At 70.9% G+C, this 16,976-nt stretch carries 20 protein-coding genes; 8 read left to right on the forward strand and 12 right to left on the reverse strand.

Annotated elements, in window-relative coordinates; translation table 11 throughout:
- The first annotated feature begins 8 nt into the window (after positions 1 to 8).
- From L0984_RS22570 to L0984_RS22585, 4 genes are all read left to right on the forward strand, one after another.
- The gene (locus L0984_RS22570; protein WP_234196582.1) at positions 9 to 380 is read left to right on the forward strand and encodes a thioredoxin family protein; all 372 of its coding nucleotides are present in this window, start codon (positions 9 to 11) and stop codon (positions 378 to 380) included.
- 43 nt (positions 381 to 423) lie between these two features.
- Positions 424 to 1,083, forward strand: a complete 660-nt coding sequence (locus L0984_RS22575; protein ID WP_234196583.1) for a response regulator transcription factor — start codon at positions 424 to 426, stop codon at positions 1,081 to 1,083.
- Positions 1,080 to 2,438 carry an ATP-binding protein gene (locus L0984_RS22580; protein ID WP_234196584.1) on the forward strand — a complete coding sequence of 453 codons (1,359 nt, stop codon included), beginning with the start codon at positions 1,080 to 1,082 and terminating at the stop codon, positions 2,436 to 2,438. Before L0984_RS22575 ends, L0984_RS22580 begins: the two co-directional genes overlap by 4 nt.
- 144 nt (positions 2,439 to 2,582) lie before the next feature.
- Entirely contained in the window at positions 2,583 to 2,996 is a 414-nt protein-coding gene (locus L0984_RS22585; protein WP_234196585.1) for a YgiW/YdeI family stress tolerance OB fold protein, read from the forward strand.
- Positions 2,997 to 3,001: 5 nt separating this feature from the next.
- Here the strand turns inward: L0984_RS22585 and L0984_RS22590 are convergent, their stop codons facing one another.
- The gene (locus L0984_RS22590; protein ID WP_234196586.1) at positions 3,002 to 3,805 is read right to left on the reverse strand and encodes an alpha/beta fold hydrolase; all 804 of its coding nucleotides are present in this window, start codon (positions 3,803 to 3,805) and stop codon (positions 3,002 to 3,004) included.
- A 1-nt stretch (position 3,806) separates the two neighbouring features.
- Positions 3,807 to 5,117 (reverse strand): O-acetylhomoserine aminocarboxypropyltransferase, encoded by a 1,311-nt coding sequence (locus L0984_RS22595; RefSeq protein ID WP_234196587.1) that lies wholly within the window; start codon positions 5,115 to 5,117, stop codon positions 3,807 to 3,809.
- A 159-nt stretch (positions 5,118 to 5,276) separates the two neighbouring features.
- Here L0984_RS22595 and L0984_RS22600 point away from each other — a divergent pair, with 159 nt between their 5' ends.
- Positions 5,277 to 5,744, forward strand: a complete 468-nt coding sequence (locus tag L0984_RS22600; protein ID WP_234196588.1) for a CBS domain-containing protein — start codon at positions 5,277 to 5,279, stop codon at positions 5,742 to 5,744.
- Positions 5,745 to 5,826: 82 nt separating this feature from the next.
- Here the strand turns inward: L0984_RS22600 and L0984_RS22605 are convergent, their stop codons facing one another.
- A complete protein-coding gene (locus L0984_RS22605; RefSeq protein ID WP_234196589.1) occupies positions 5,827 to 7,053 on the reverse strand; it encodes a polyhydroxyalkanoate depolymerase in 1,227 nt (408 codons plus the stop codon).
- Between the two features lie 118 nt (positions 7,054 to 7,171).
- On the opposite strand from L0984_RS22605, the gene L0984_RS22610 reads away from it, so the two are divergent.
- The gene (locus L0984_RS22610) at positions 7,172 to 7,828 is read left to right on the forward strand and encodes a glutathione S-transferase (RefSeq protein WP_234196590.1); all 657 of its coding nucleotides are present in this window, start codon (positions 7,172 to 7,174) and stop codon (positions 7,826 to 7,828) included.
- Positions 7,829 to 7,876: 48 nt separating this feature from the next.
- Here L0984_RS22610 and mog read toward each other — a convergent pair whose 3' ends face one another.
- Together mog and yjgA are read right to left on the reverse strand one after the other, a co-directional pair.
- Complete coding sequence (gene mog, locus L0984_RS22615; protein WP_234196591.1) at positions 7,877 to 8,476, reverse strand: molybdopterin adenylyltransferase; 600 nt, start codon at positions 8,474 to 8,476, stop codon at positions 7,877 to 7,879.
- Positions 8,476 to 9,132 carry a ribosome biogenesis factor YjgA gene (gene yjgA / locus L0984_RS22620; protein ID WP_234196592.1) on the reverse strand — a complete coding sequence of 219 codons (657 nt, stop codon included), beginning with the start codon at positions 9,130 to 9,132 and terminating at the stop codon, positions 8,476 to 8,478. Before yjgA ends, mog begins: the two co-directional genes overlap by 1 nt.
- A gap of 61 nt (positions 9,133 to 9,193) precedes the next feature.
- Here yjgA and pmbA point away from each other — a divergent pair, with 61 nt between their 5' ends.
- Positions 9,194 to 10,564 carry a metalloprotease PmbA gene (pmbA, locus tag L0984_RS22625; protein WP_234196593.1) on the forward strand — a complete coding sequence of 457 codons (1,371 nt, stop codon included), beginning with the start codon at positions 9,194 to 9,196 and terminating at the stop codon, positions 10,562 to 10,564.
- A 6-nt stretch (positions 10,565 to 10,570) separates the two neighbouring features.
- Here the strand turns inward: pmbA and L0984_RS22630 are convergent, their stop codons facing one another.
- Positions 10,571 to 11,470, reverse strand: a complete 900-nt coding sequence (locus L0984_RS22630; protein ID WP_234196594.1) for a LysR family transcriptional regulator — start codon at positions 11,468 to 11,470, stop codon at positions 10,571 to 10,573.
- Positions 11,471 to 11,681: 211 nt separating this feature from the next.
- On the opposite strand from L0984_RS22630, the gene L0984_RS22635 reads away from it, so the two are divergent.
- A complete protein-coding gene (locus tag L0984_RS22635; RefSeq protein WP_234196595.1) occupies positions 11,682 to 12,440 on the forward strand; it encodes a sulfite exporter TauE/SafE family protein in 759 nt (252 codons plus the stop codon).
- 41 nt (positions 12,441 to 12,481) lie between these two features.
- Here the strand turns inward: L0984_RS22635 and L0984_RS22640 are convergent, their stop codons facing one another.
- The 6 genes from L0984_RS22640 to ybiB form a co-directional block, all read right to left on the reverse strand.
- Positions 12,482 to 12,943, reverse strand: a complete 462-nt coding sequence (locus tag L0984_RS22640; protein WP_234196596.1) for an NUDIX domain-containing protein — start codon at positions 12,941 to 12,943, stop codon at positions 12,482 to 12,484.
- Between the two features lie 4 nt (positions 12,944 to 12,947).
- A complete protein-coding gene (locus tag L0984_RS22645) occupies positions 12,948 to 13,394 on the reverse strand; it encodes a GatB/YqeY domain-containing protein (RefSeq protein ID WP_234196597.1) in 447 nt (148 codons plus the stop codon).
- A 129-nt stretch (positions 13,395 to 13,523) separates the two neighbouring features.
- On the reverse strand, positions 13,524 to 13,736 hold the full coding sequence (gene rpsU / locus L0984_RS22650; RefSeq protein WP_017760239.1) for a 30S ribosomal protein S21: 213 nt from the start codon (positions 13,734 to 13,736) through the stop codon (positions 13,524 to 13,526).
- A 255-nt stretch (positions 13,737 to 13,991) separates the two neighbouring features.
- Positions 13,992 to 15,212 (reverse strand): NAD(P)/FAD-dependent oxidoreductase, encoded by a 1,221-nt coding sequence (locus L0984_RS22655; RefSeq protein WP_234196598.1) that lies wholly within the window; start codon positions 15,210 to 15,212, stop codon positions 13,992 to 13,994.
- A 43-nt stretch (positions 15,213 to 15,255) separates the two neighbouring features.
- Positions 15,256 to 16,068 carry a uroporphyrinogen-III C-methyltransferase gene (cobA, locus tag L0984_RS22660; RefSeq protein WP_234196599.1) on the reverse strand — a complete coding sequence of 271 codons (813 nt, stop codon included), beginning with the start codon at positions 16,066 to 16,068 and terminating at the stop codon, positions 15,256 to 15,258.
- Positions 16,065 to 16,973: a DNA-binding protein YbiB gene (gene ybiB / locus L0984_RS22665; RefSeq protein ID WP_234196600.1), complete on the reverse strand. Its 909-nt coding sequence runs from the start codon at positions 16,971 to 16,973 to the stop codon at positions 16,065 to 16,067. The genes cobA and ybiB overlap by 4 nt, the downstream gene beginning before the upstream one ends.
- Between the last annotated feature and the right edge of the window lie 3 nt (positions 16,974 to 16,976).

The following is a 16,976-nucleotide window of genomic DNA, read 5'->3' on the forward strand; positions in this document are numbered from 1 at the left end:
CCCGCACCGTGACCGACGCCCCCGCAGCCGATTCCACCTGGGCCGTGTGCCTGTGCGCCGAATGGTGCGGCACCTGCCGCGACTACCGCGCCCTGTTCGCCGAGGCCCAGCGCACGCATCCGCAACTGCGCTTCGCCTGGGTCGACGTGGAGGACCACGCCGACCTGGCCGACGAATTCGATGTCGAGACCTTTCCCACGCTGCTGCTGGCGGGGCCGCAGGGCGTGCATTTCCTGGGCCCGATGCTGCCGCACGCCGGCACCCTGGCGCGCATGCTGGACTCTCCGCCCGCTGCCCGGCCGGCCGACGCCGCGGTCACCGCGCTGCTGCAGGCGCTGGGGTCGCGGCAGGATGATGCCTTCGCCGTGGAAGATCGCTGAAGGGCCTCAGATTCCCTTCATCCCCTCGTCCTAGCCTGCGCCCATGCGGATCCTGCTGGTCGAAGACGATGCCTCGCTGGGCGCCACCGTGCAGTCATGGCTGCAGATGGACGGCCACGCCGTGGACTGGCTGCAGCGCGGCGACCAGGCCGTGACGGCGCTGGCCATGCACGACTACCAGTGCGTGCTGCTCGACCGGGGTCTGCCCGGGCTCGATGGCGATGGCGTGCTGCAGGCCCTGCGCGCCCGTGGCGCCACGCTGCCGGTGCTGCTCATCACCGCGCGCGACACGCTGGCCGAGCGCGTCGAGGGCCTGGACCTGGGCGCCGACGACTACCTGGTCAAGCCCTTCGACCTCGAAGAACTCTCCGCCCGCGTGCGCGCGGCGCTGCGGCGCGAAGCCCGGCAGCCTTCGCCGGTGCTGCAGCATGGGGGCGTCATGCTCGACCCGGTCGCCAAGCGCGCGACGCGGGATGGCGCCCCCGTGTCGCTCACCGCGCGCGAGTTCGCCGTGCTCGAAGCGCTGATGCGCCGGCCCACCCACATCCTCAGCCGGGCGCAGATCGAGGAGGCGCTCTACGGCTGGGGCGAAGAGGTGGAAAGCAACGCCATCGAGGTCCACATCTACAACCTGCGGCGCAAGCTGGGCAGCGCCTTCATCACGACGGTGCGCAACCAGGGCTACGGCCTGGCGCCTGCATGAGGGCGGACCGCCCCTGGTCGCTGCGCCGCCGCCTGCTGGCCACCGTCGTGGCCGCCAGCGTGGTGGTCTGGCTGGTCAGCCTGGCCATCGTCATCCAGGTGGCCTGGCATGGTGTGAGCGAAACCTTCGACGAGGCGCTGGAGGAAAGCGCCCAGCTCGTGCTGCGCCTGGGCCGCGAGCCCGCCACGGCGGCGGCGGCCGGCGCGCGCAGCGATGGATTGCGCCTGCGCATCTACTACCAGCTGGTGTCGCCCGACGGCCGCGTGCTGCAGCGGGGCAGGGAGGCGCCGGCCGCGCCCTTCGTCGCGCAGCTCACGGGCAACGACGAGCACTACAACGTGCGGGTGGACGGCCACTACTGGCGCGTGCATGTGCTGCGCGACCCCGCCACCGGTCTGCAGGCCCAGGTCGGCCAGCCCTGGGAAGAGCGGCTGGACCTGCTGGAGGACATCGCCGAGCGCCTGGCCTGGCCGGCGCTCGGCCTGCTGCTGCTGCTCGTGGGCGTGTGCTGGTTCGCCATCCGCCGGCTGCTGCGGCCGCTGGAGACCGCCGCCGCCGGCATCGCCGCCAAGTCGCCGCAGGACCTGACGCCCGTCGACGCGCAAGGCATGCCGCAGGAGCTGCGTCCCATCCTCGGCGCGCTGGACGGCCTGCTGGCCCGGTTGGGGATGGCGATGGAAAACGAGCGCCGCTTCACCAGCGATGCCGCGCATGAGCTGCGCACTCCGCTGGCCGCCCTGCGCAACCGCGTGCAGCTGCTCGCCCGCCAGGGCCACCTGCCGGCGGAGGAGGCGCGCCAGTTGCGGGCCGACGTGGACCGCAGCACGCAGCTGGTCGAAAGCCTGCTCGCGCTGGCGCGGCTGGACCCGGTGAGGACGCTGGAGGCGGTCGAGCCGGTGCCGCTCTTGCCCCTGGTGGACGAGGCGCTGGCCGGCGCCGGGCCGGGCCGTGGCGGCCCTGGCGTGGCGCCTGCCGACGCTGCGCGCATCGGGACGGCACTGTCGGTTCCGGTCATCGTCGGCCATCCCGCGCTGCTGGCCACGCTGGTGCGCAACCTGGTCGACAACGCCCGCCGCTACGGCGGCCCCGACGCGCGCATCCGCGTGGAAAGCACGGCCCTGCCCGGCGGCGGCACGCGCCTGGCCGTGCGCGACGACGGGCCCGGCGTGCCACCCGCGCAGCGCCAGCGGTTGGGCGAGCGCTTCTTCCGGGTGCTGGGCAGCGGCCAGCCGGGCAACGGCCTGGGCCTGTCCATCGTGGCGCGCATCGCGGCGCTGCACGGGGCGCGGCTGCACTTCGAAGAAGGGCTGGACGGGCGCGGGCTCTCGGCCATCGTGGACTTTCCGCCGCGCTGACACGCACCGAGGGCCATCAGTTGGCCTTCATCTTCGGGCCGCCCAATGACTTCACTGGCCCGGGATTCCGGGTACAGCCTTCGTCCCGTCGGATTCGTCGAGCCGAACCGGCCTCGTCCCAACCCTCTTCAGGAGCCTTGCCCCATGCGTTCTTCCATCCTCGCCTCGACCCTCGCCCTCTCGCTGCTGGCCGCCGGCACGGCCGGCGCCGCAGGCAGTGCCGCCTCCGCACAGAGCGCCGCGCCGGCCCCGGTGGCCGCAGCGCCCGGCGGCTACAGCGGCCCCAGCACCGTGCCCGTCAGCACCGTGCGCCAGCTGCTCGACAGCGGCCGCGACGACCAGCAGGTGCGGCTGCAGGGCCGCATCGTGTCGCACGACGGCGGCGAGAACTACACCTTCGCCGACGACACCGGCCGCATCCGCGTGGAGATCGAGCCGCACCACTTCCCGGCCGGCCGTACGCTCGGCGCCGAGCAGCGCGTCGAACTGCACGGCGAATTCGAGAAGGGCCTGCGCACCACCGAGGTGGAGGTCGAGCGCCTGATCGTCCTCAACTGAGGGCCTCAGCCCAGGAAGTCGCGCAGCGCGAACAGCACCGCGTCGGGCGCCTCGCTCATCAGCGCATGCCCGGCCTTCACCGTCACCACGCGGGCGCCCGGCGCCTTGTCGCGCAGCGCCTTGGTGGCGCGCGGCGGCGTCATCTGGTCGGCGCCGCCGAGCAGGAAGAGCACCGGGCAGCGCACCTTCTCCATCGCCGCCTCCCCGCCCGCATAGTCGTTGCAGGCCTTGAAGCCGGTGTGGAAGACGTTGACGGCCGGGTTGCTCGCCAGCACCCGCCGCATCAGCGCCCGCGAACCGCCCATCAGCCAGGTGCCCGGCCCGAGCGAGGACGGCGGCGGCGCCAGCATGGAATGCGAGAACACGTTGACCATGTCGATGGCCTTCTGCGGCGCGTTCAGCGAACTGTCGAGCAGCGCTGGCGACACCGCCATCGGATAGGCCGTGCCCACCAGCGCCAGGTGCGTGACCCGCTCCGGCGCGCGGGCCGCGGCCTCCAGCGCGATCAGCGAGCCGAAGCTGTGACCCACCAGCGCGGCGCGCGCCACGCCAGCGGCATCCAGCAGCGCGAGCACGAAGTCGGCGGCCGTCTCGACCGAAGCGGGCGGCGCGCCCGCGCTGCGGCAATGGCCGGGCAGATCGACCGCCAGCACGTTCCAGCCATGGTGGGCGAACCAGCGGCTCTGCAGGATCCACACGCTGTGGTCGTTGAGCACGCCGTGGATGAAGACCACGGTCGGCTTGGCGGCGTCGAAGGGCTTGCCGCCGGTATAGGCATAGGCGCGGTGGCCGTTGACCTGCAATTCCATCTCAGGCCCCCGCTTTCTCGGCGGCTTTCAGCGCGCGCTTGAGGTCGTCGATCAGGTCGTCCGCATCCTCCAGGCCGATGGACAGGCGGATCGTCCCTTGCCCGATGCCCGCGCCTGCCAGCGCCTCGTCGCTCATGCGGAAGTGCGTGGTGCTGGCCGGATGGATCACCAGCGAGCGGCAGTCGCCCACGTTGGCCAGGTGGCTGAACAGCCGCAGCGCCTCGATGAAGGCCTTGCCCTGCGTCCGGCTGCCCTTGATGTCGAAGCTGAACACCGCCCCCGCCCCACGTGCGCCACCGCGGAGCAGCCGGCCGGCCAGCGCGTGGCTGGGGTGCGACTCCAGCAGCGGATGCCCCACGCGTGAGACAAAGGGATGGCTGGCCAGGAACTGCACCACGCGCTCGGTGTTGGCCACGTGGCGCTCCATGCGCAGCGGCAGCGTTTCGATGCCCTGCAGGATCAGCCAGGCCGTGTGCGGGCTCATGGCCGCGCCGAAGTCGCGCAGGCCCTCGCGGCGGGCGCGCAGCAGGAAGGCGCCCACGGTGCTCTCCTCGCTGAACACCATGCCGTGGAAGCCGTCGTAGCCCTGCGTCAGCTCCGGAAAGCGGCCGGAAGCCTCCCAGTCGAAGCTGCCGCCGTCGACCAGCACGCCGCCGATCACCGTGCCGTGGCCCGAGAGGAACTTGGTGGCCGAGTGGTAGACCAGGTCCGCGCCCCAGTCGAAGGGCTTGATGAGGTAGGGCGAGGTGAGCGTCGAATCGACCAGCAGCGGCACCTTGGCCTCGCGGGCGATCTGGGCGATGGTGGGAATGTCCAGCACGTCCAGGCCGGGGTTGCCGACGGTCTCGCCGAAGAGCAGCTTCGTCTCCGGCCGGATGGCGGCGCGCCAGCCATCGATGTCGCCGGGCTTGACGAAGGTCGTCTCGATGCCGAAGCGGCGCATCGTGTAGTGCAGCAGGTTCTGCGAGCCGCCGTAGAGTGCCGTGCTGGCCACGATGTGCGAGCCCGCGCCCATCAGCGTGGCCACGGCCAGGTGCAGTGCGGCCTGGCCGCTGGCGGTCGCGATGGCGCCGATGCCGCCTTCGAGCGCGGCCACCCGCTGCTCCAGGACCGCATTGGTCGGGTTGCTGATGCGGCTGTAGACGTGGCCGGCGCGCTCCAGGTTGAAGAGCGCCGCCGCATGGTCGCTGGATTCGAAGACGAAGGAGGTCGTCAGGTGGATGGGCACCGCGCGGGCGCCGGTGGCCGGGTCGGGCGCGGCGCCGGCATGCAGCGCGAGCGTGTCGAAGCCGGGGTCGGAATAGCCAGTCATGGCTGGGCTCCGAACGGGGGGCGGGCGGAAAGGCGAGGTATCAAGCGTGTCTCCTTGTCAGTGCCTGCGGGCTGGCCCTGATAAAAGTGTCGAGGCCGGGCGCCAGTCGCGAGGGATTGTGGGCTATATTTTCAGGACGGTTTCTTGAGGAGCACCCCGATGAAAGTCAGCGACATCCTGCGCGTGAAGGGCAACACGCTCTACACGATCGGCCCCGACGATCCGCTGGCCGAGGCGGTGGGCATCATGGCGGACAAGGACATCGGCTCGCTGGTGGTCATGTCCCATGGCGACTTGGTGGGCATGCTCACCTTCCGCGAGGTGATCCTGCAGATCCAGCGCAACGGCGGCGCCATCGGCGACACCCGGGTGCGCACGGCCATGGACGACGCGCCCCTGACCTGCACCAACGGCACCGACCTCGACGAGGTCCGGCGCATGATGCTGGAGCGCCATGCCCGCTACATGCCGGTCATGGACAAGCGCATGCTGATGGGCGTGATCAGCTTCTACGACGTGGCCAAGGCCGTGGTGGACAGCCAGAACTTCGAGAACAAGATGCTCAAGGCCTACATCCGTGATTGGCCGGCGGAAGAAGAGAACGCACAGAACCAGCCCTCGCTCTGAGGCGAGGCCGCGTCAAGACGAGCCGCGTCGCCTGCTGGGCCACGCGGCTTTTTTGTGGCTGCGCGCAGGCGACAGGAGGACGTCACCCCAGTTCAGCGGCTTGATGGATCGTCTCGCGCACCCGCGGATAGATCTGCGCATTCCACTTGCTGCCGCTGAACACGCCGTAGTGGCCCACGCCCGCCTGGAGGTGGTGCGCCTTGAGATAGGGCCGGATGCTGCTGCACAGGTCTTGCGCGGCCACCGTCTGGCCCACGGCGCAGATGTCGTCGCGCTCGCCCTCCACGGTGAGCAGGGCGGTGCGGCGGATGGCCCGTGGCTCGACGCGGCGACCTGCCACGGTGAGTTCGCCGCGCGGCAGGTCGTAGGTCTGGAAGACCCGCTCCACCGTCTCCAGGTAGAACTCGGCCGGCAGGTCGTTGACGGCGAAATACTCCTCATAGAAGGTGCGGATCGCCTGCGCCTTGTCCATCTCGCCTTCGACCACATGCGCGTAGAGGCGGCGGAACTGCTCCTTGTGGCGTTCCATGTTCATGCTCATGAAGGCCGAGAGCTGGACGAAACCGGGGTACACCCGGCGCATGAAGCCGGCGTGAGGCAGCGGCACATGGCTGATCAGGTTGCGCTCGAACCAGTCGATGGGCCGCTCGGTGGCCAGGCGGTTGACCTGCGTGGGGTTGATGCGGCAATCCACCGGCCCGGCCATCAGCGTCAGGCTGCGCGGGGTGGCGGGGTCGTCGTCCTCGGCCATCAGCGCGGTGGCGGCCAGGGCGGCCACGCAAGGCTGGCACACCGCCACCAGATGCACGCCAGGCCCGACCGCGCGCAGGAAGTCCATCAGCTGCAGCGTGTACTCGTCCAGGCCGAAGCGGCCATGGGCCAGCGACACGTCGCGCGCGTTGTGCCAGTCGGTGATGTAGACATCGTGGTCGCGCAGCAGGGTGCGCACCGTTTCGCGCAGCAGTGTGGCGAAATGGCCCGACAACGGTGCGGCCAGCAGCACGGGGGGCTCCGCTGGTGCATCGGCCGGCCGCAATTTGCGAAAGCGCAGCAGTGTGCCGAAGGGGGCCTGGAGGGCCTTTTCCTCGACCACGGGCACCGCCTCGCCGTTGATCACGACCTCATGGATGCCGTAGTCGGGGCGCTGGTGGGTGAGCTTGAGCCGGTCGAACACATCCATGGCCGCCGACAGGCGCCGGGGAATGGTGCGCTCGTTGCCCGCGGCGAAGAGGGCATGTCCGAAGAAGTGCGACAGCTGCCGCAGCGGCGACAGCAGGTCGGCCTGCATTTGATAGGCCTGGTACAGCATGTCCCGGTCAAGGCAAGTTGCGGGCCAAGCCGGTGCATGGGCGGGCGGCGGCCGATGCACTGTTCTGGCACAGGCTTTGCACTGCTGCCGGTGGAGTCACCGATTGGAGCAATGCGACATGGCCAAGGCCGTTCTCACCATCAGCAGCAAGAACTACGGCGCATGGGCCCTCCGCGGGTGGCTGATGTGCAGGCTGGCGGGTCTGGATTTCGTCGAGAAGGTCATCCCGCCCGACGATCCGGCCATGAAGGCGGAGATGCTGCTGCTGTCCTCGTCCATGCTCGTGCCCTCGCTGGAGCACCGGGGCATCCGGGTGTGGGACACGATGGCCATCGGCGAGTACTTGCACGAGAACTTCCCCAAGGCCGGCCTGCTGCCCACGGATGCAGCCGCCCGCGCCCACTGCCGTGCGATCTGCGGCGAAATGCATTCGGGCTTTTCGGCCCTGCGCGGTGCGCTGCCCATGAACATCAAGGCCCGCTTCAAGGACTTCAAGGTGTGGTCGCGCGCCCAGGCCGACATCGACCGCATCGTGGCGATCTGGCGCGAATGCCTGTCGACCTATGGCGGCCCCTTCCTCTTCGGCGACCGGCCGGGCCTGGCCGATGCGATGTATGCGCCGGTGGTGACGCGCTTTCGCAGCTACGGTGTGGCGCTGGACGACCTGTGCGCTTCCTACAGCCAGCAGGTGCTGGAACTGCCGGCCATGCGCGAATGGATGGCCGCGGCCCTGCAGGAGCCCGAAGAGATCGACGAACTCGACGCGGAGTTCTGACCGCGTCCCGGCGCCTGGCGTGGCCAGGCAAGCAGGAACGAAAGACGCTCAGTCCCGGGCCGGCCGAATCGCCGACTTGGGCCGGAAGGCCTTGCAGACGTCGTCGTGCGTCTCCAGGTAGGGCCCGCCGATCAGGTCGATGCAGTAGGGCACGGCCGCAAAGATGCCGGGAACGGTCTGGCTGCCATCGGCCGCCTTGAGTCCTTCCAGCGTCTCGGCGATGGACTTGGGCTGGCCGGGCAGGTTGATGATCAGGCTGCGATCACGGACCACCGCCACCTGGCGCGACAGGATCGCCGTGGGCACGAAGCGAAGGCCGATCTGCCGCATCTGCTCGCCGAAGCCGGGCATCTCCTTGTGGGCGACGGCCAGCGTGGCCTCGGGCGTCACGTCGCGCGGTGCGGGGCCGGTGCCGCCGGTGGTCAGCACCAGGCTGCAGCCAGCGTCCACCAGCTCGATCAGCGCGGCGCTGATGCGCGCGGCCTCGTCGGGGATGAGGCGGGGTTCGAAGGCGATGGGATTCTTCAGCGCCCGCGTCAGCCAGTCCTGCAGAGCCGGCAGGCCCTTGTCCTCGTAGACGCCGCTGCTGGCGCGGTCGCTGACCGAGACGATGCCGATCTTGACCGGCTCGAAATCGGCGGCGGCCATCAGGCGTCTTCCTCGCGCGACTGGGCCGAGGCCTGGTCGGCATGGTCGTCGTCGCCATGCACCGACAGCTGCTCGCGGATGCGCTGGAACAGCTCGCGGAAGGCCTTGCCCTGGCGGGGCGCCTCGCCGGGCTTGCCGGCCTGGTGGTCCTTGCGGGCCTGGCGCACCAGGGCGCGCATCTGCTGGGCATCGGTGCCGGGGTGGGTCTCGATCCAGGCGCCCAGGGCGTCGTCGTCGGCCAGCAGGCGCTCGCGCCACTGCTCGGCCTCGTGCAGCATGGCGGTGGCCTGGGCGGGGCCGCGGGCCTGCTCGTCGAGGGCGGTGCGCACCGCGTCCAGCGTCTCGGGGTCCAGCTTGCGCATCAGCTTGCCGACGAACTGCGACTGTCGCCGACGGCCTTCGAAGTTGGTGATGCGGCCGAGTTCCTTGAGGGCCTCGATGAGCTGGTCGGGCAGTTGCAGGCGCTCGCGCGCCTCGCCGCGCAGCGTGAGCAGGGCCTCGCCCAGCGCCTGCAGCTCGGCGCTTTCGCGCTTGAGGTCGGTCTTGCTGGTCTCGATGCCGCCCTTGAGCTCGCGCTTGTATTCGATGTCGAGTTCGCTGCCTTCGGCGACGAACTGGCCACGGACGAAGTAGCCTTTTTTGGGTTTGCGGGGCATGGCGGGGGAATTGGGTGCGCCGCCCGGCCATCGGGGGCGCGTCGCTATCATTGTCCCTCACATGAGCACCACCACTTCGCGCGCGGAAAGCGGCTTCGCCTACAGCCGAGATTACTTCGAGAACCTGGTCGACACCGCCCTGGCGCATGCCAAGAAGCTGGGTGCCACCGACGCCGGCGCCGAGGCGTCCGAAGGCTGCGGACTGAGCGTCTCGGTGCGCAAGGGCCAGCTCGAGAACGTGGAGCGCAACCGCGACAAGTCGCTGGGCGTGACCGTCTACGTGGGCAACCGGCGCGGCAACGCCAGCACCTCCGACTTCTCGGAAGCGGCCATCCGCCAGACGGTGCAGGCGGCCTACGACATCGCCCGCTTCACCGCCGAGGACCCGGTCGGCGGCCTGCCCGACGAGGCGGACATCGCCAAGGACCATCCGGAACTGGACCTCTTCCATCCCTGGGCCATCGACAGCGAAGGTGCTGCCCAACTGGCCCTGGAGTGCGAGGCGGCGGCCCTGTCGACCGACCGCCGCATCACCAACAGCGAAGGCGCGGGCGTGTCGGCGCAGCAGAGCCACTTCTTCAGCGCGCACACGCACGGCTTCCGCGGCGGCTATGCCAGCTCGCGGCATTCGATCTCGGTGGCGCCCATCGCCGGCCGGGGCGACGACATGCAGCGCGACGCCTGGTACAGCTCCATGCGCTCGGCGGACGAGCTGGCCTCGCCGCAGGCCGTGGGCCGCTACGCGGCGGAGCGGGCGCTCAGCCGCCTGAAGTCGCGCAAGATCAAGACCACCGAATGCCCGGTGCTGTTCGAATCGCCGCTGGCCGCCGGCCTGCTTGGCGGGCTGGTGCAGGCCGTCAGTGGCGGATCGCTGTACCGGCGCAGCACCTTCCTGCTCGACTCGCTGGGCAAGAACGTGCTGCCCTCGCACATCGACGTGATGGAAGACCCGCACATCCGCCGTGGCAAGGGCAGTGCGCCCTTCGACGACGAGGGCGTGATCACCCGGGCGCGCACGGTGGTCGATGCCGGCCGGCTGGAAGGCTACTTCCTGTCCACCTATTCGGCCCGCAAGCTGGGCATGAAGACCACGGGCAACGCCGGTGGGTCGCACAACCTGACGCTGTACTCGCGCCTGACCGACCCGGCCGACGACCTGGACGCCATGCTGCGCAAGCTGGGCACCGGCCTGTTTGTCATCGAGCTGATGGGCCAGGGCGTCAACTATGTCACCGGCGACTATTCGCGTGGCGCCAGCGGCTTCTGGGTCGAGAACGGGCAGATCGCCTTTCCGGTGCAGGAGATCACCATCGCCGGCAACCTCAAGTCGATGCTGATGGGCATCCAGGCCGTGGGCGCCGACGCCTACAACTACGGCGCCAAGACGGTCGGCTCGATGCTGATCGACCGGATGAAGGTGGCGGGGGCCTGAGCCTCTTCAGGCCGCGGCCTGCGGGACGGCGGTGAGTCGCGCCAGCAGAGCGCGGGCCTGCGGCGACAGCACCGCCTCGTCCCGCACGCAGGCCCGCAGTTCGCGGGCCGCCCAGGCGTCCGACAGCGGTACTCGCGCCAGCGCCAGTCCGCGCGCGCAACGCGCCGCCGCGGTGCGCGGGACCACGCCGACGCCGATGCCCTGCGCCGCCATCCGGCACACCGCCTCAAAGCGTGGCACCCGCACGCGGTAGTGCCACTGCAGCCCGGCCTGGCGGGCCTGCGCGGCGATGTGCTCCTGCAGCGGGTTGCCGGCCGGCAGCCCCACCATCCCGGCATCGCCCAGTTCGGCCAGTGCCACCCGGCGGCGGCCGGCCAGCGCATGGCCGCGCGGCAGCACCAGCACCAAGTCGTCGCGGCGGAAGGCGTGGTGCGTCAGGCCGCGGAAGTCGGCGAGGTGCGAGGCGACGCCGATGTCCGCCAGGCCGGCGCGCACGGCGTCGGCCACGTCCGTGCTGGCGCGCTCGTCCAGGTCCACCGAGACCTGCGGATGCGCCGCCAGGAAGTCGGCTAGGGGGCCGGGCAGGTGCTCGATCAGCGCGGCGGTGTTGGCCAGCAGGCGCACGCGGCTGCGCAGGCCCTGGCCGTGCTCGGCCATCTCGCCGTACAGGCACTGCATCTGCGCCAGCACCGTGCGGGCGTGGTGCAGCAGCGTGCGGCCGGCCTCGGTGGGCGTCACGCCCGCCGCATGCCGCTCCAGCAGCGGGCCGCCCAGCGCCTGCTCCATGCCGCGCACCCGCTGGCTGGCAGAGGCCAGTGCCATGTGGCTCCGGTCGGCGCCACGGGTCAGGCTGCCGGCCTCGACCACGTGGACGAAGAGGCGCAGGTCGGTCAGGTCGAATCGCATGCCGCGCAAGTTAGCACGCGAAAGCGGCGGCGGGGCGGAAGGCCCCCGGGCTCAGGCACAGCCTGAGGGGGCTGCGTTTCTTCCGCATTGGCGGCGTGCGGCTGGGGCGGCCAGACTCGGCCTCTCATCCACCGCGTTGCCCTTGCCGACCTTCACACCATGGCCTGTCCTCGCCACTCCCCGAATGCCGCGTCGGCCGGCCCCGTGCGCCATGTCGGCTGAGCTGTCCTCGGGCCCGTTCTGGGCGCTGACCGCCAGCGTGTTCGTGCTCGCCGGGGCCGTGAAGGGGCTGCTCGGCCTGGGCCTGCCCACGCTGTCGATGGCCCTGCTGGCGCTCTGGATGCCGCCGGCCCAGGCGGCGGCGCTGCTGGTGCTGCCGTCGCTGGTGACCAATCTCTGGCAGGCCGGACCCTGGCGCGAGGCCTTGGCGCTGCTGCGCTGCACGATGGGTCTGCAGGTCGGCATGGCTGCAGGCACGCTGGGCGGACTGGCGGTGTGGGGCCCGCCTTCGGGCCGCACCGGCGTGCTGCTGCTGGGGCTGGCGCTGATGGCCTATGCCGCCTGGGGCCTCGCCGGCCGTGCGCCGACCTTGACGCCTGCGCAGGCCCGCTGGATGGGGCCGGCGGCCGGCCTGTCGACCGGCGTTCTGACGGCGCTCACCGGCGTGTTCGTGATGCCCGTGGTGCCCTATCTGCAGGGCCTGGGGCTTCCGCGGGCCGCGTTGATGCGGGCGATGGGCCTGTCTTTCAGCACCTGCACACTGGCGCTGGGCATGGGGCTGGCGGGCAATTCGGACGGGGTGCCGGCGGCATCGTGGTGGCCTTCGCTGGCCTTGCTGGTGCCGGCCTGGCTCGGCATGGCGCTGGGGCAGCGTCTGCAGGCGCGCCTGCCGTTGCCGGTGTTCCGGCGCTGCTTCTTCGCCGGGCTGGCGCTGCTGGGCGGATGGATGGTGCTGCGCGCGGTCGTCTGAGCGGATGCGGACTGGCGCAGGCCCCGGAGGGCGGCGCGCGTTCAGGCCCGCAGCGCCTGCCAGACCCGCTCGATGGCCTGCCGGTAGGGCAGGGTGAAGCCGTCCAGCGCCTCGCCCTCCGTCAGCCAGCGGAAGTCGAAGACGAGGCCGTCCTCTTCCGGGCTGCCGTGGGCTGTGTGTTCGAAGCGCTCGGGCAGGGGCGCCTCGATGCGCATCAGGAACAGGTGCCACAGCTGCTCGTGCGTGTGGTCGTTGCCCTCGTGGCCGGCATCGCAATGACGCAGGAGCGTGCCCAGGGGTTGCAGCGGGCCGTCGAAGCGCAGGCCGGATTCCTCCAGCAGCTCGCGGCGCACGGCCTCTTCCGGCGACTCGCCAGGCTCGATGGTGCCCTTGACCAGCTGCATGCCCCGGTCGCCCGGATGGTGGAAGACCAGCAGCCGGCCGCGCGCGTCCACCACGCAGGCGCAGGCCTTGCCGACGGGCGTGGCAGCTGGCGCGCTCATGCGATCAGCCGGCCAGAGCAGCCTTGACGGCCGCGCTCACCTGGCCCATCTCGGCCTTGCCGGCCAGGCGTTGCTTGGCGGCGCCCATCACCTTGCCCATGTCGCCAGGGCCGCTGGCGCCCAGCTCGGCCACGATGGCCTTCACTTCGGCAGCGATCTCGTCGGCGCCCAGGCGCTGCGGCAGGTAGGCCTCCAGAACGACGACCTCGGCGGCTTCCTTGTCGGCCAGCTCGATGCGGCCGGCCTGGGTGAAGGCGGCGATGGAGTCCTTGCGCTGCTTGATCATCTTGTCGATCACGGCCACGACGGCGGCGTCGTCCAGCTCGATGCGCTCGTCCACTTCCTTCTGCTTCATCGCGGCCAGCAGCAGGCGGATGGTGCCCAGGCGCTCGGCTTCCTTGGCGCGCATGGCGGTCTTCATGTCTTCGGTGATGCGGGCCTTGAGGCTCATGGTGCGTCCTTGCTGGGTGAAGAAGAGGGAGTGGGAAAAAGACGAAAGCCGCGGCAGGTTTCCCCGGCGCGGCTTGCGTGGTGCGCGACCGGCGGCGTCGAGGACGTGCCGGCGTTGCCCGCGGATCGATCAGTACAGCTTCTTGGGCAGCTGCATGCTGCGCACGCGCTTGTAGTGGCGCTTGACGGCCGCGGCCTTCTTGCGCTTGCGCTCGGCGGTCGGCTTTTCGTAGAACTCGCGGGCGCGCAGGTCGGTCAGCAGGCCGATCTTTTCGATGGTGCGCTTGAAGCGACGCAGTGCGACGTCGAAGGGCTCGTTTTCTTTAACGCGGATGGTGGTCATTGATTCAAAGAGATGTTGAATTTGACCAGGGAAGATCGAGGCCCCCGGCCGGTGGTCCTCAACTCGAAAGATTTTGCGGCCCGCTGAGGGGTAGGCCAAAGTTAGCCGGCTAATGTAGCAGGTTTGGGGCTGCCGCTCAAGCTGCGTCGGGAGTCTGCCGGCCGTGCCCAGCGCGATGCTGGAGACGCTGGGGCCCGGGCGCTGCACGCAGGCAAACCTGTGACGTCGTGCTGCGCCGGCAATGGTCCGGCGCGCTCAGCCCGCCTGCAGCGCCTGCGCGCAGGCATGGGCGCTGGCCCAGGCCCACTGGAAGTTGTAGCCGCCCAGCCAGCCGGTCACGTCCACCGTCTCGCCGATGAAGAACAGGCCGGGCTGGCGCGCGGCTTCCAGGGTTTGCGAGGAGAGCTCGCGCGTGTCCACGCCGCCGGCCGTGACCTCGGCCTTCTTGTAGCCCTCGGTGCCGTCGGGCACCAATGACCAGCGGCTGATGCGCTCGGCCAGCCGGGCCAGTGACTTGTCGGCCGCCTCGTTGATGGGCCGCTGCAGGCCCGGGTCCTCGCCGGTCCAGGCGTCGGCCAGCCGTGAGGGCACCAGCGTCGCGAGTTCATTGGCCACCCGCTTGCGCGAATCGCGCTTCGCCTCGCTCAGGCGGGCCTGCACGTCGGTGCCGGGTGCAAAGTCCAGGGTCAGCGCCGTGCCGGGCTGCCAGTAGCTGGAGATCTGCAGGATGGCCGGGCCCGAGAGGCCGCGGTGCGTGAACAACAGGTCCTCGTCGAAGCGCATGCGCGCCTTGCCACTGCCGGTGCTGATGGCCACCGGCAGCGCCAGACCCGCCAGTTGCGCATAGGGCGCCCAGGCCTGGCCGCCGAAGGTCAGCGGCACCAGCGCGGGCCGCGGGGCGATGGTCTTCAGGCCGAACTGCGCGGCGATGCGCCAGCCGAAGTCGGTGGCGCCGATCTGCGGAATGGCCAGGCCGCCGGTGGCGATGACCAGCTGCGGCGCTTCCACCGGCCCGCGTGCGGTCTGCAGGCGGTAGCGGCCAGCCCCGGCGTCGAAGGCGACCCACTGCACGTCGCAGGGCTGCCAGCGCTCGACGTGGCCATCGGCGCATTCGGCCAGCAGCAGGTCGATGATCTGCTGCGAGGGCCCGTCGCAGAAGAGCTGGCCCTTGTGCTTCTCGTGCCAGGCGATGCCGTGGCGGTCCACCAGGGCGATGAAGTCGGCCGGCGTGTAGCGGGCCAGGGCCGAGCGGCAGAAATGCGGGTTCTCGCCCAGGTAGTGGCGCTGCGGCGCGCGCGTGTCGAGTTCGCGGTTGGTGAAGTTGCAGCGGCCACCGCCGGAGATGCGAATCTTCTCGGCCACGCGCTCGGCATGGTCGATGAGCAGCACGCGCAGGCCGCGCTGGCCGGCCTGCGCCGCGCAGAAGAGGCCGGCGGCGCCGGCGCCGATGACGATGGCGTCGAAGGAAGAGGACATGGGCCGCGCAGTATCGGCCCCACGGCGCCGCGCCGTGAGCCGCTCAGGTGCCGAAGCGCGAGGCGGCCGGCGCGCCGGCCGCTGCCATGCCGCGCAGCACGTCGCCCACCACGATGATGGACGGGCTGCCCAGGCCGCTCTGTGCGAGCTCGGTGACCAGCGTGCCCAGGGTGGCGACGATCTGCCGTTGCCGCGGCAGGCTGGCATGCTGCACCACCGCGACCGGCGTGGCGGCCGGCAGGCCGCCGGCCAGCAATTGCTGCTGGATGTGGGCCGCGCCGGCCACCCCCATGTAGATCACCAGCGTCAGCCGCGCGTCGCGCGCGGTCGCGGCCAGGGCCGCCCAGTCGGTGCTGTCGTGGCGGGCGCTGTCGGCCGCGCCGGTCTTGGCATGGCCGGTGACGAACACGACGCCCGCCGCATGGTCGCGGTGGGTCAGGGGCACGCCCAGGGCGGTGACGGCGGCCAGGCCGGCGGTGATGCCGTTGACCACTTCGCAGGCGATTCCGGCCTCGCGCAGATGCTCGACCTCCTCGCCGCCGCGGCCGAAGACGAAGGGGTCGCCGCCCTTGAGGCGCACCACCGTCTCGCCCTCCTGCACGGCCGTGATCATCAGCTTCTCGATGAAGGCCTGGGGCGTGCTCTTGCAGCCGCCGCGCTTGCCGACGTGCACGATGCGCGCGTCGGGCCGGGCCCACTGCAGGATCTCGTCGTTGACCAGGTCGTCCACCAGCAGCACGGTCGCGGCCTGGATGGCCTTCACGGCCTTGAGGGTGAGCAGTTCCGGATCGCCGGGCCCCGCACCGACGAGGGTGCAGCGGCCGAGGGGGCGGGAGGCGTTCGTGGGCGTGTTCATGCGTGGGCAGCCAGATGGCGGATGTGCGCGACCTGGGCGGCGATCGCTTCGGGAAGAGGCAGTTCGCCCGCCAGCACGCGGCGGGTGTAGGCGGCGGTGACGGCGGCGTCCAGTTCGGCGGGCAGGCCCGGGATCTCGGCCAACGTGCCCGGCTGCTGCGTCTGCAGCGGCTGGCGCTGGCCGCGCACGAAGCCTTCGATGTGCAGCGTGCGGCGCGGGTCCACCACCACCTCGCCTTCGAGGCCGCGCGAGAGCATGGCCGTCATGCCCAGCAGCTCGAACAGCTCGGTCATCACCGTGCCGAAGGCGGGATGGGTGTAGCTGCCCACCACCACCGCCGGGCCGGCCACCGGCTGCATCAGCTTGACCACGCTGTGGCCCGCGTTGCGCAGGCCGACCACGCGGCGCACCTCCAGCAGGCGCTTGAGGCCGGGATGCAGCAGGCCGGTGTCGACCACGGCGATCTGGCCGGCGTCCAGCGGCGTCAGCGTCGTCGCTTCGGCATGGCCCAGTTCGGCCAGCACCTCGGCGGCCGTGACCCGGCTGCTTTCGGTGCGGCTGCCGTGCACCAGCACCGGCAGGCCTTCGCGGGCCAGCAGCAGCGCCAGCAGGGGCGTGAGCACCGGCAGACGGCGCGCGCCGTTGTAGCTGGGCAGCACGACCACCGGGCCGGCCAGGCTCTGCACGCAGGCCAGCCGCGCATGGGTGGCGTCGAGGAAGCCGGCCATCTCCTGCGTGGTCTCGCCCTTGACGCGCATGGCCAGGCAGAAGGCGCCGATCTCCAGGTCGGTGACGCTGCCGTCCAGCACCTGGCCGAAGAGGTCCGCCGCCTGTTCGCGGGCGAGGGGCTTCGCACCGCGGGCGCCGCGGCCGATGTCCTTGATGTAGTGCGCAATGCTTCCCATGGG

This window comes from Pseudacidovorax sp. NFM-22, assembly GCF_021401245.1.
Taxonomy (GTDB): domain Bacteria; phylum Pseudomonadota; class Gammaproteobacteria; order Burkholderiales; family Burkholderiaceae_C; genus Xenophilus.

What these genes read in the sequence shown, in the direction of transcription:
- L0984_RS22575 (WP_234196583.1), top strand. Translation starts at nt 424, where the DNA reads ATGCGGATCCTGCTGGTCGAAGACGATGCCTCGCTGGGCGCCACCGTG.
- L0984_RS22580 (WP_234196584.1), top strand. Translation starts at nt 1,080, where the DNA reads ATGAGGGCGGACCGCCCCTGGTCGCTGCGCCGCCGCCTGCTGGCCACC.
- L0984_RS22585 (WP_234196585.1), top strand. Translation starts at nt 2,583, where the DNA reads ATGCGTTCTTCCATCCTCGCCTCGACCCTCGCCCTCTCGCTGCTGGCC.
- L0984_RS22590 (WP_234196586.1), bottom strand. Translation starts at nt 3,805, where the DNA reads ATGGAATTGCAGGTCAACGGCCACCGCGCCTATGCCTATACCGGCGGC.
- L0984_RS22595 (WP_234196587.1), bottom strand. Translation starts at nt 5,117, where the DNA reads ATGACTGGCTATTCCGACCCCGGCTTCGACACGCTCGCGCTGCATGCC.
- L0984_RS22600 (WP_234196588.1), top strand. Translation starts at nt 5,277, where the DNA reads ATGAAAGTCAGCGACATCCTGCGCGTGAAGGGCAACACGCTCTACACG.
- L0984_RS22605 (WP_234196589.1), bottom strand. Translation starts at nt 7,053, where the DNA reads ATGCTGTACCAGGCCTATCAAATGCAGGCCGACCTGCTGTCGCCGCTG.
- L0984_RS22610 (WP_234196590.1), top strand. Translation starts at nt 7,172, where the DNA reads ATGGCCAAGGCCGTTCTCACCATCAGCAGCAAGAACTACGGCGCATGG.
- mog (WP_234196591.1), bottom strand. Translation starts at nt 8,476, where the DNA reads ATGGCCGCCGCCGATTTCGAGCCGGTCAAGATCGGCATCGTCTCGGTC.
- yjgA (WP_234196592.1), bottom strand. Translation starts at nt 9,132, where the DNA reads ATGCCCCGCAAACCCAAAAAAGGCTACTTCGTCCGTGGCCAGTTCGTC.
- pmbA (WP_234196593.1), top strand. Translation starts at nt 9,194, where the DNA reads ATGAGCACCACCACTTCGCGCGCGGAAAGCGGCTTCGCCTACAGCCGA.
- L0984_RS22630 (WP_234196594.1), bottom strand. Translation starts at nt 11,470, where the DNA reads ATGCGATTCGACCTGACCGACCTGCGCCTCTTCGTCCACGTGGTCGAG.
- L0984_RS22635 (WP_234196595.1), top strand. Translation starts at nt 11,682, where the DNA reads ATGTCGGCTGAGCTGTCCTCGGGCCCGTTCTGGGCGCTGACCGCCAGC.
- L0984_RS22640 (WP_234196596.1), bottom strand. Translation starts at nt 12,943, where the DNA reads ATGAGCGCGCCAGCTGCCACGCCCGTCGGCAAGGCCTGCGCCTGCGTG.
- L0984_RS22645 (WP_234196597.1), bottom strand. Translation starts at nt 13,394, where the DNA reads ATGAGCCTCAAGGCCCGCATCACCGAAGACATGAAGACCGCCATGCGC.
- rpsU (WP_017760239.1), bottom strand. Translation starts at nt 13,736, where the DNA reads ATGACCACCATCCGCGTTAAAGAAAACGAGCCCTTCGACGTCGCACTG.
- L0984_RS22655 (WP_234196598.1), bottom strand. Translation starts at nt 15,212, where the DNA reads ATGTCCTCTTCCTTCGACGCCATCGTCATCGGCGCCGGCGCCGCCGGC.
- cobA (WP_234196599.1), bottom strand. Translation starts at nt 16,068, where the DNA reads ATGAACACGCCCACGAACGCCTCCCGCCCCCTCGGCCGCTGCACCCTC.
- ybiB (WP_234196600.1), bottom strand. Translation starts at nt 16,973, where the DNA reads ATGGGAAGCATTGCGCACTACATCAAGGACATCGGCCGCGGCGCCCGC.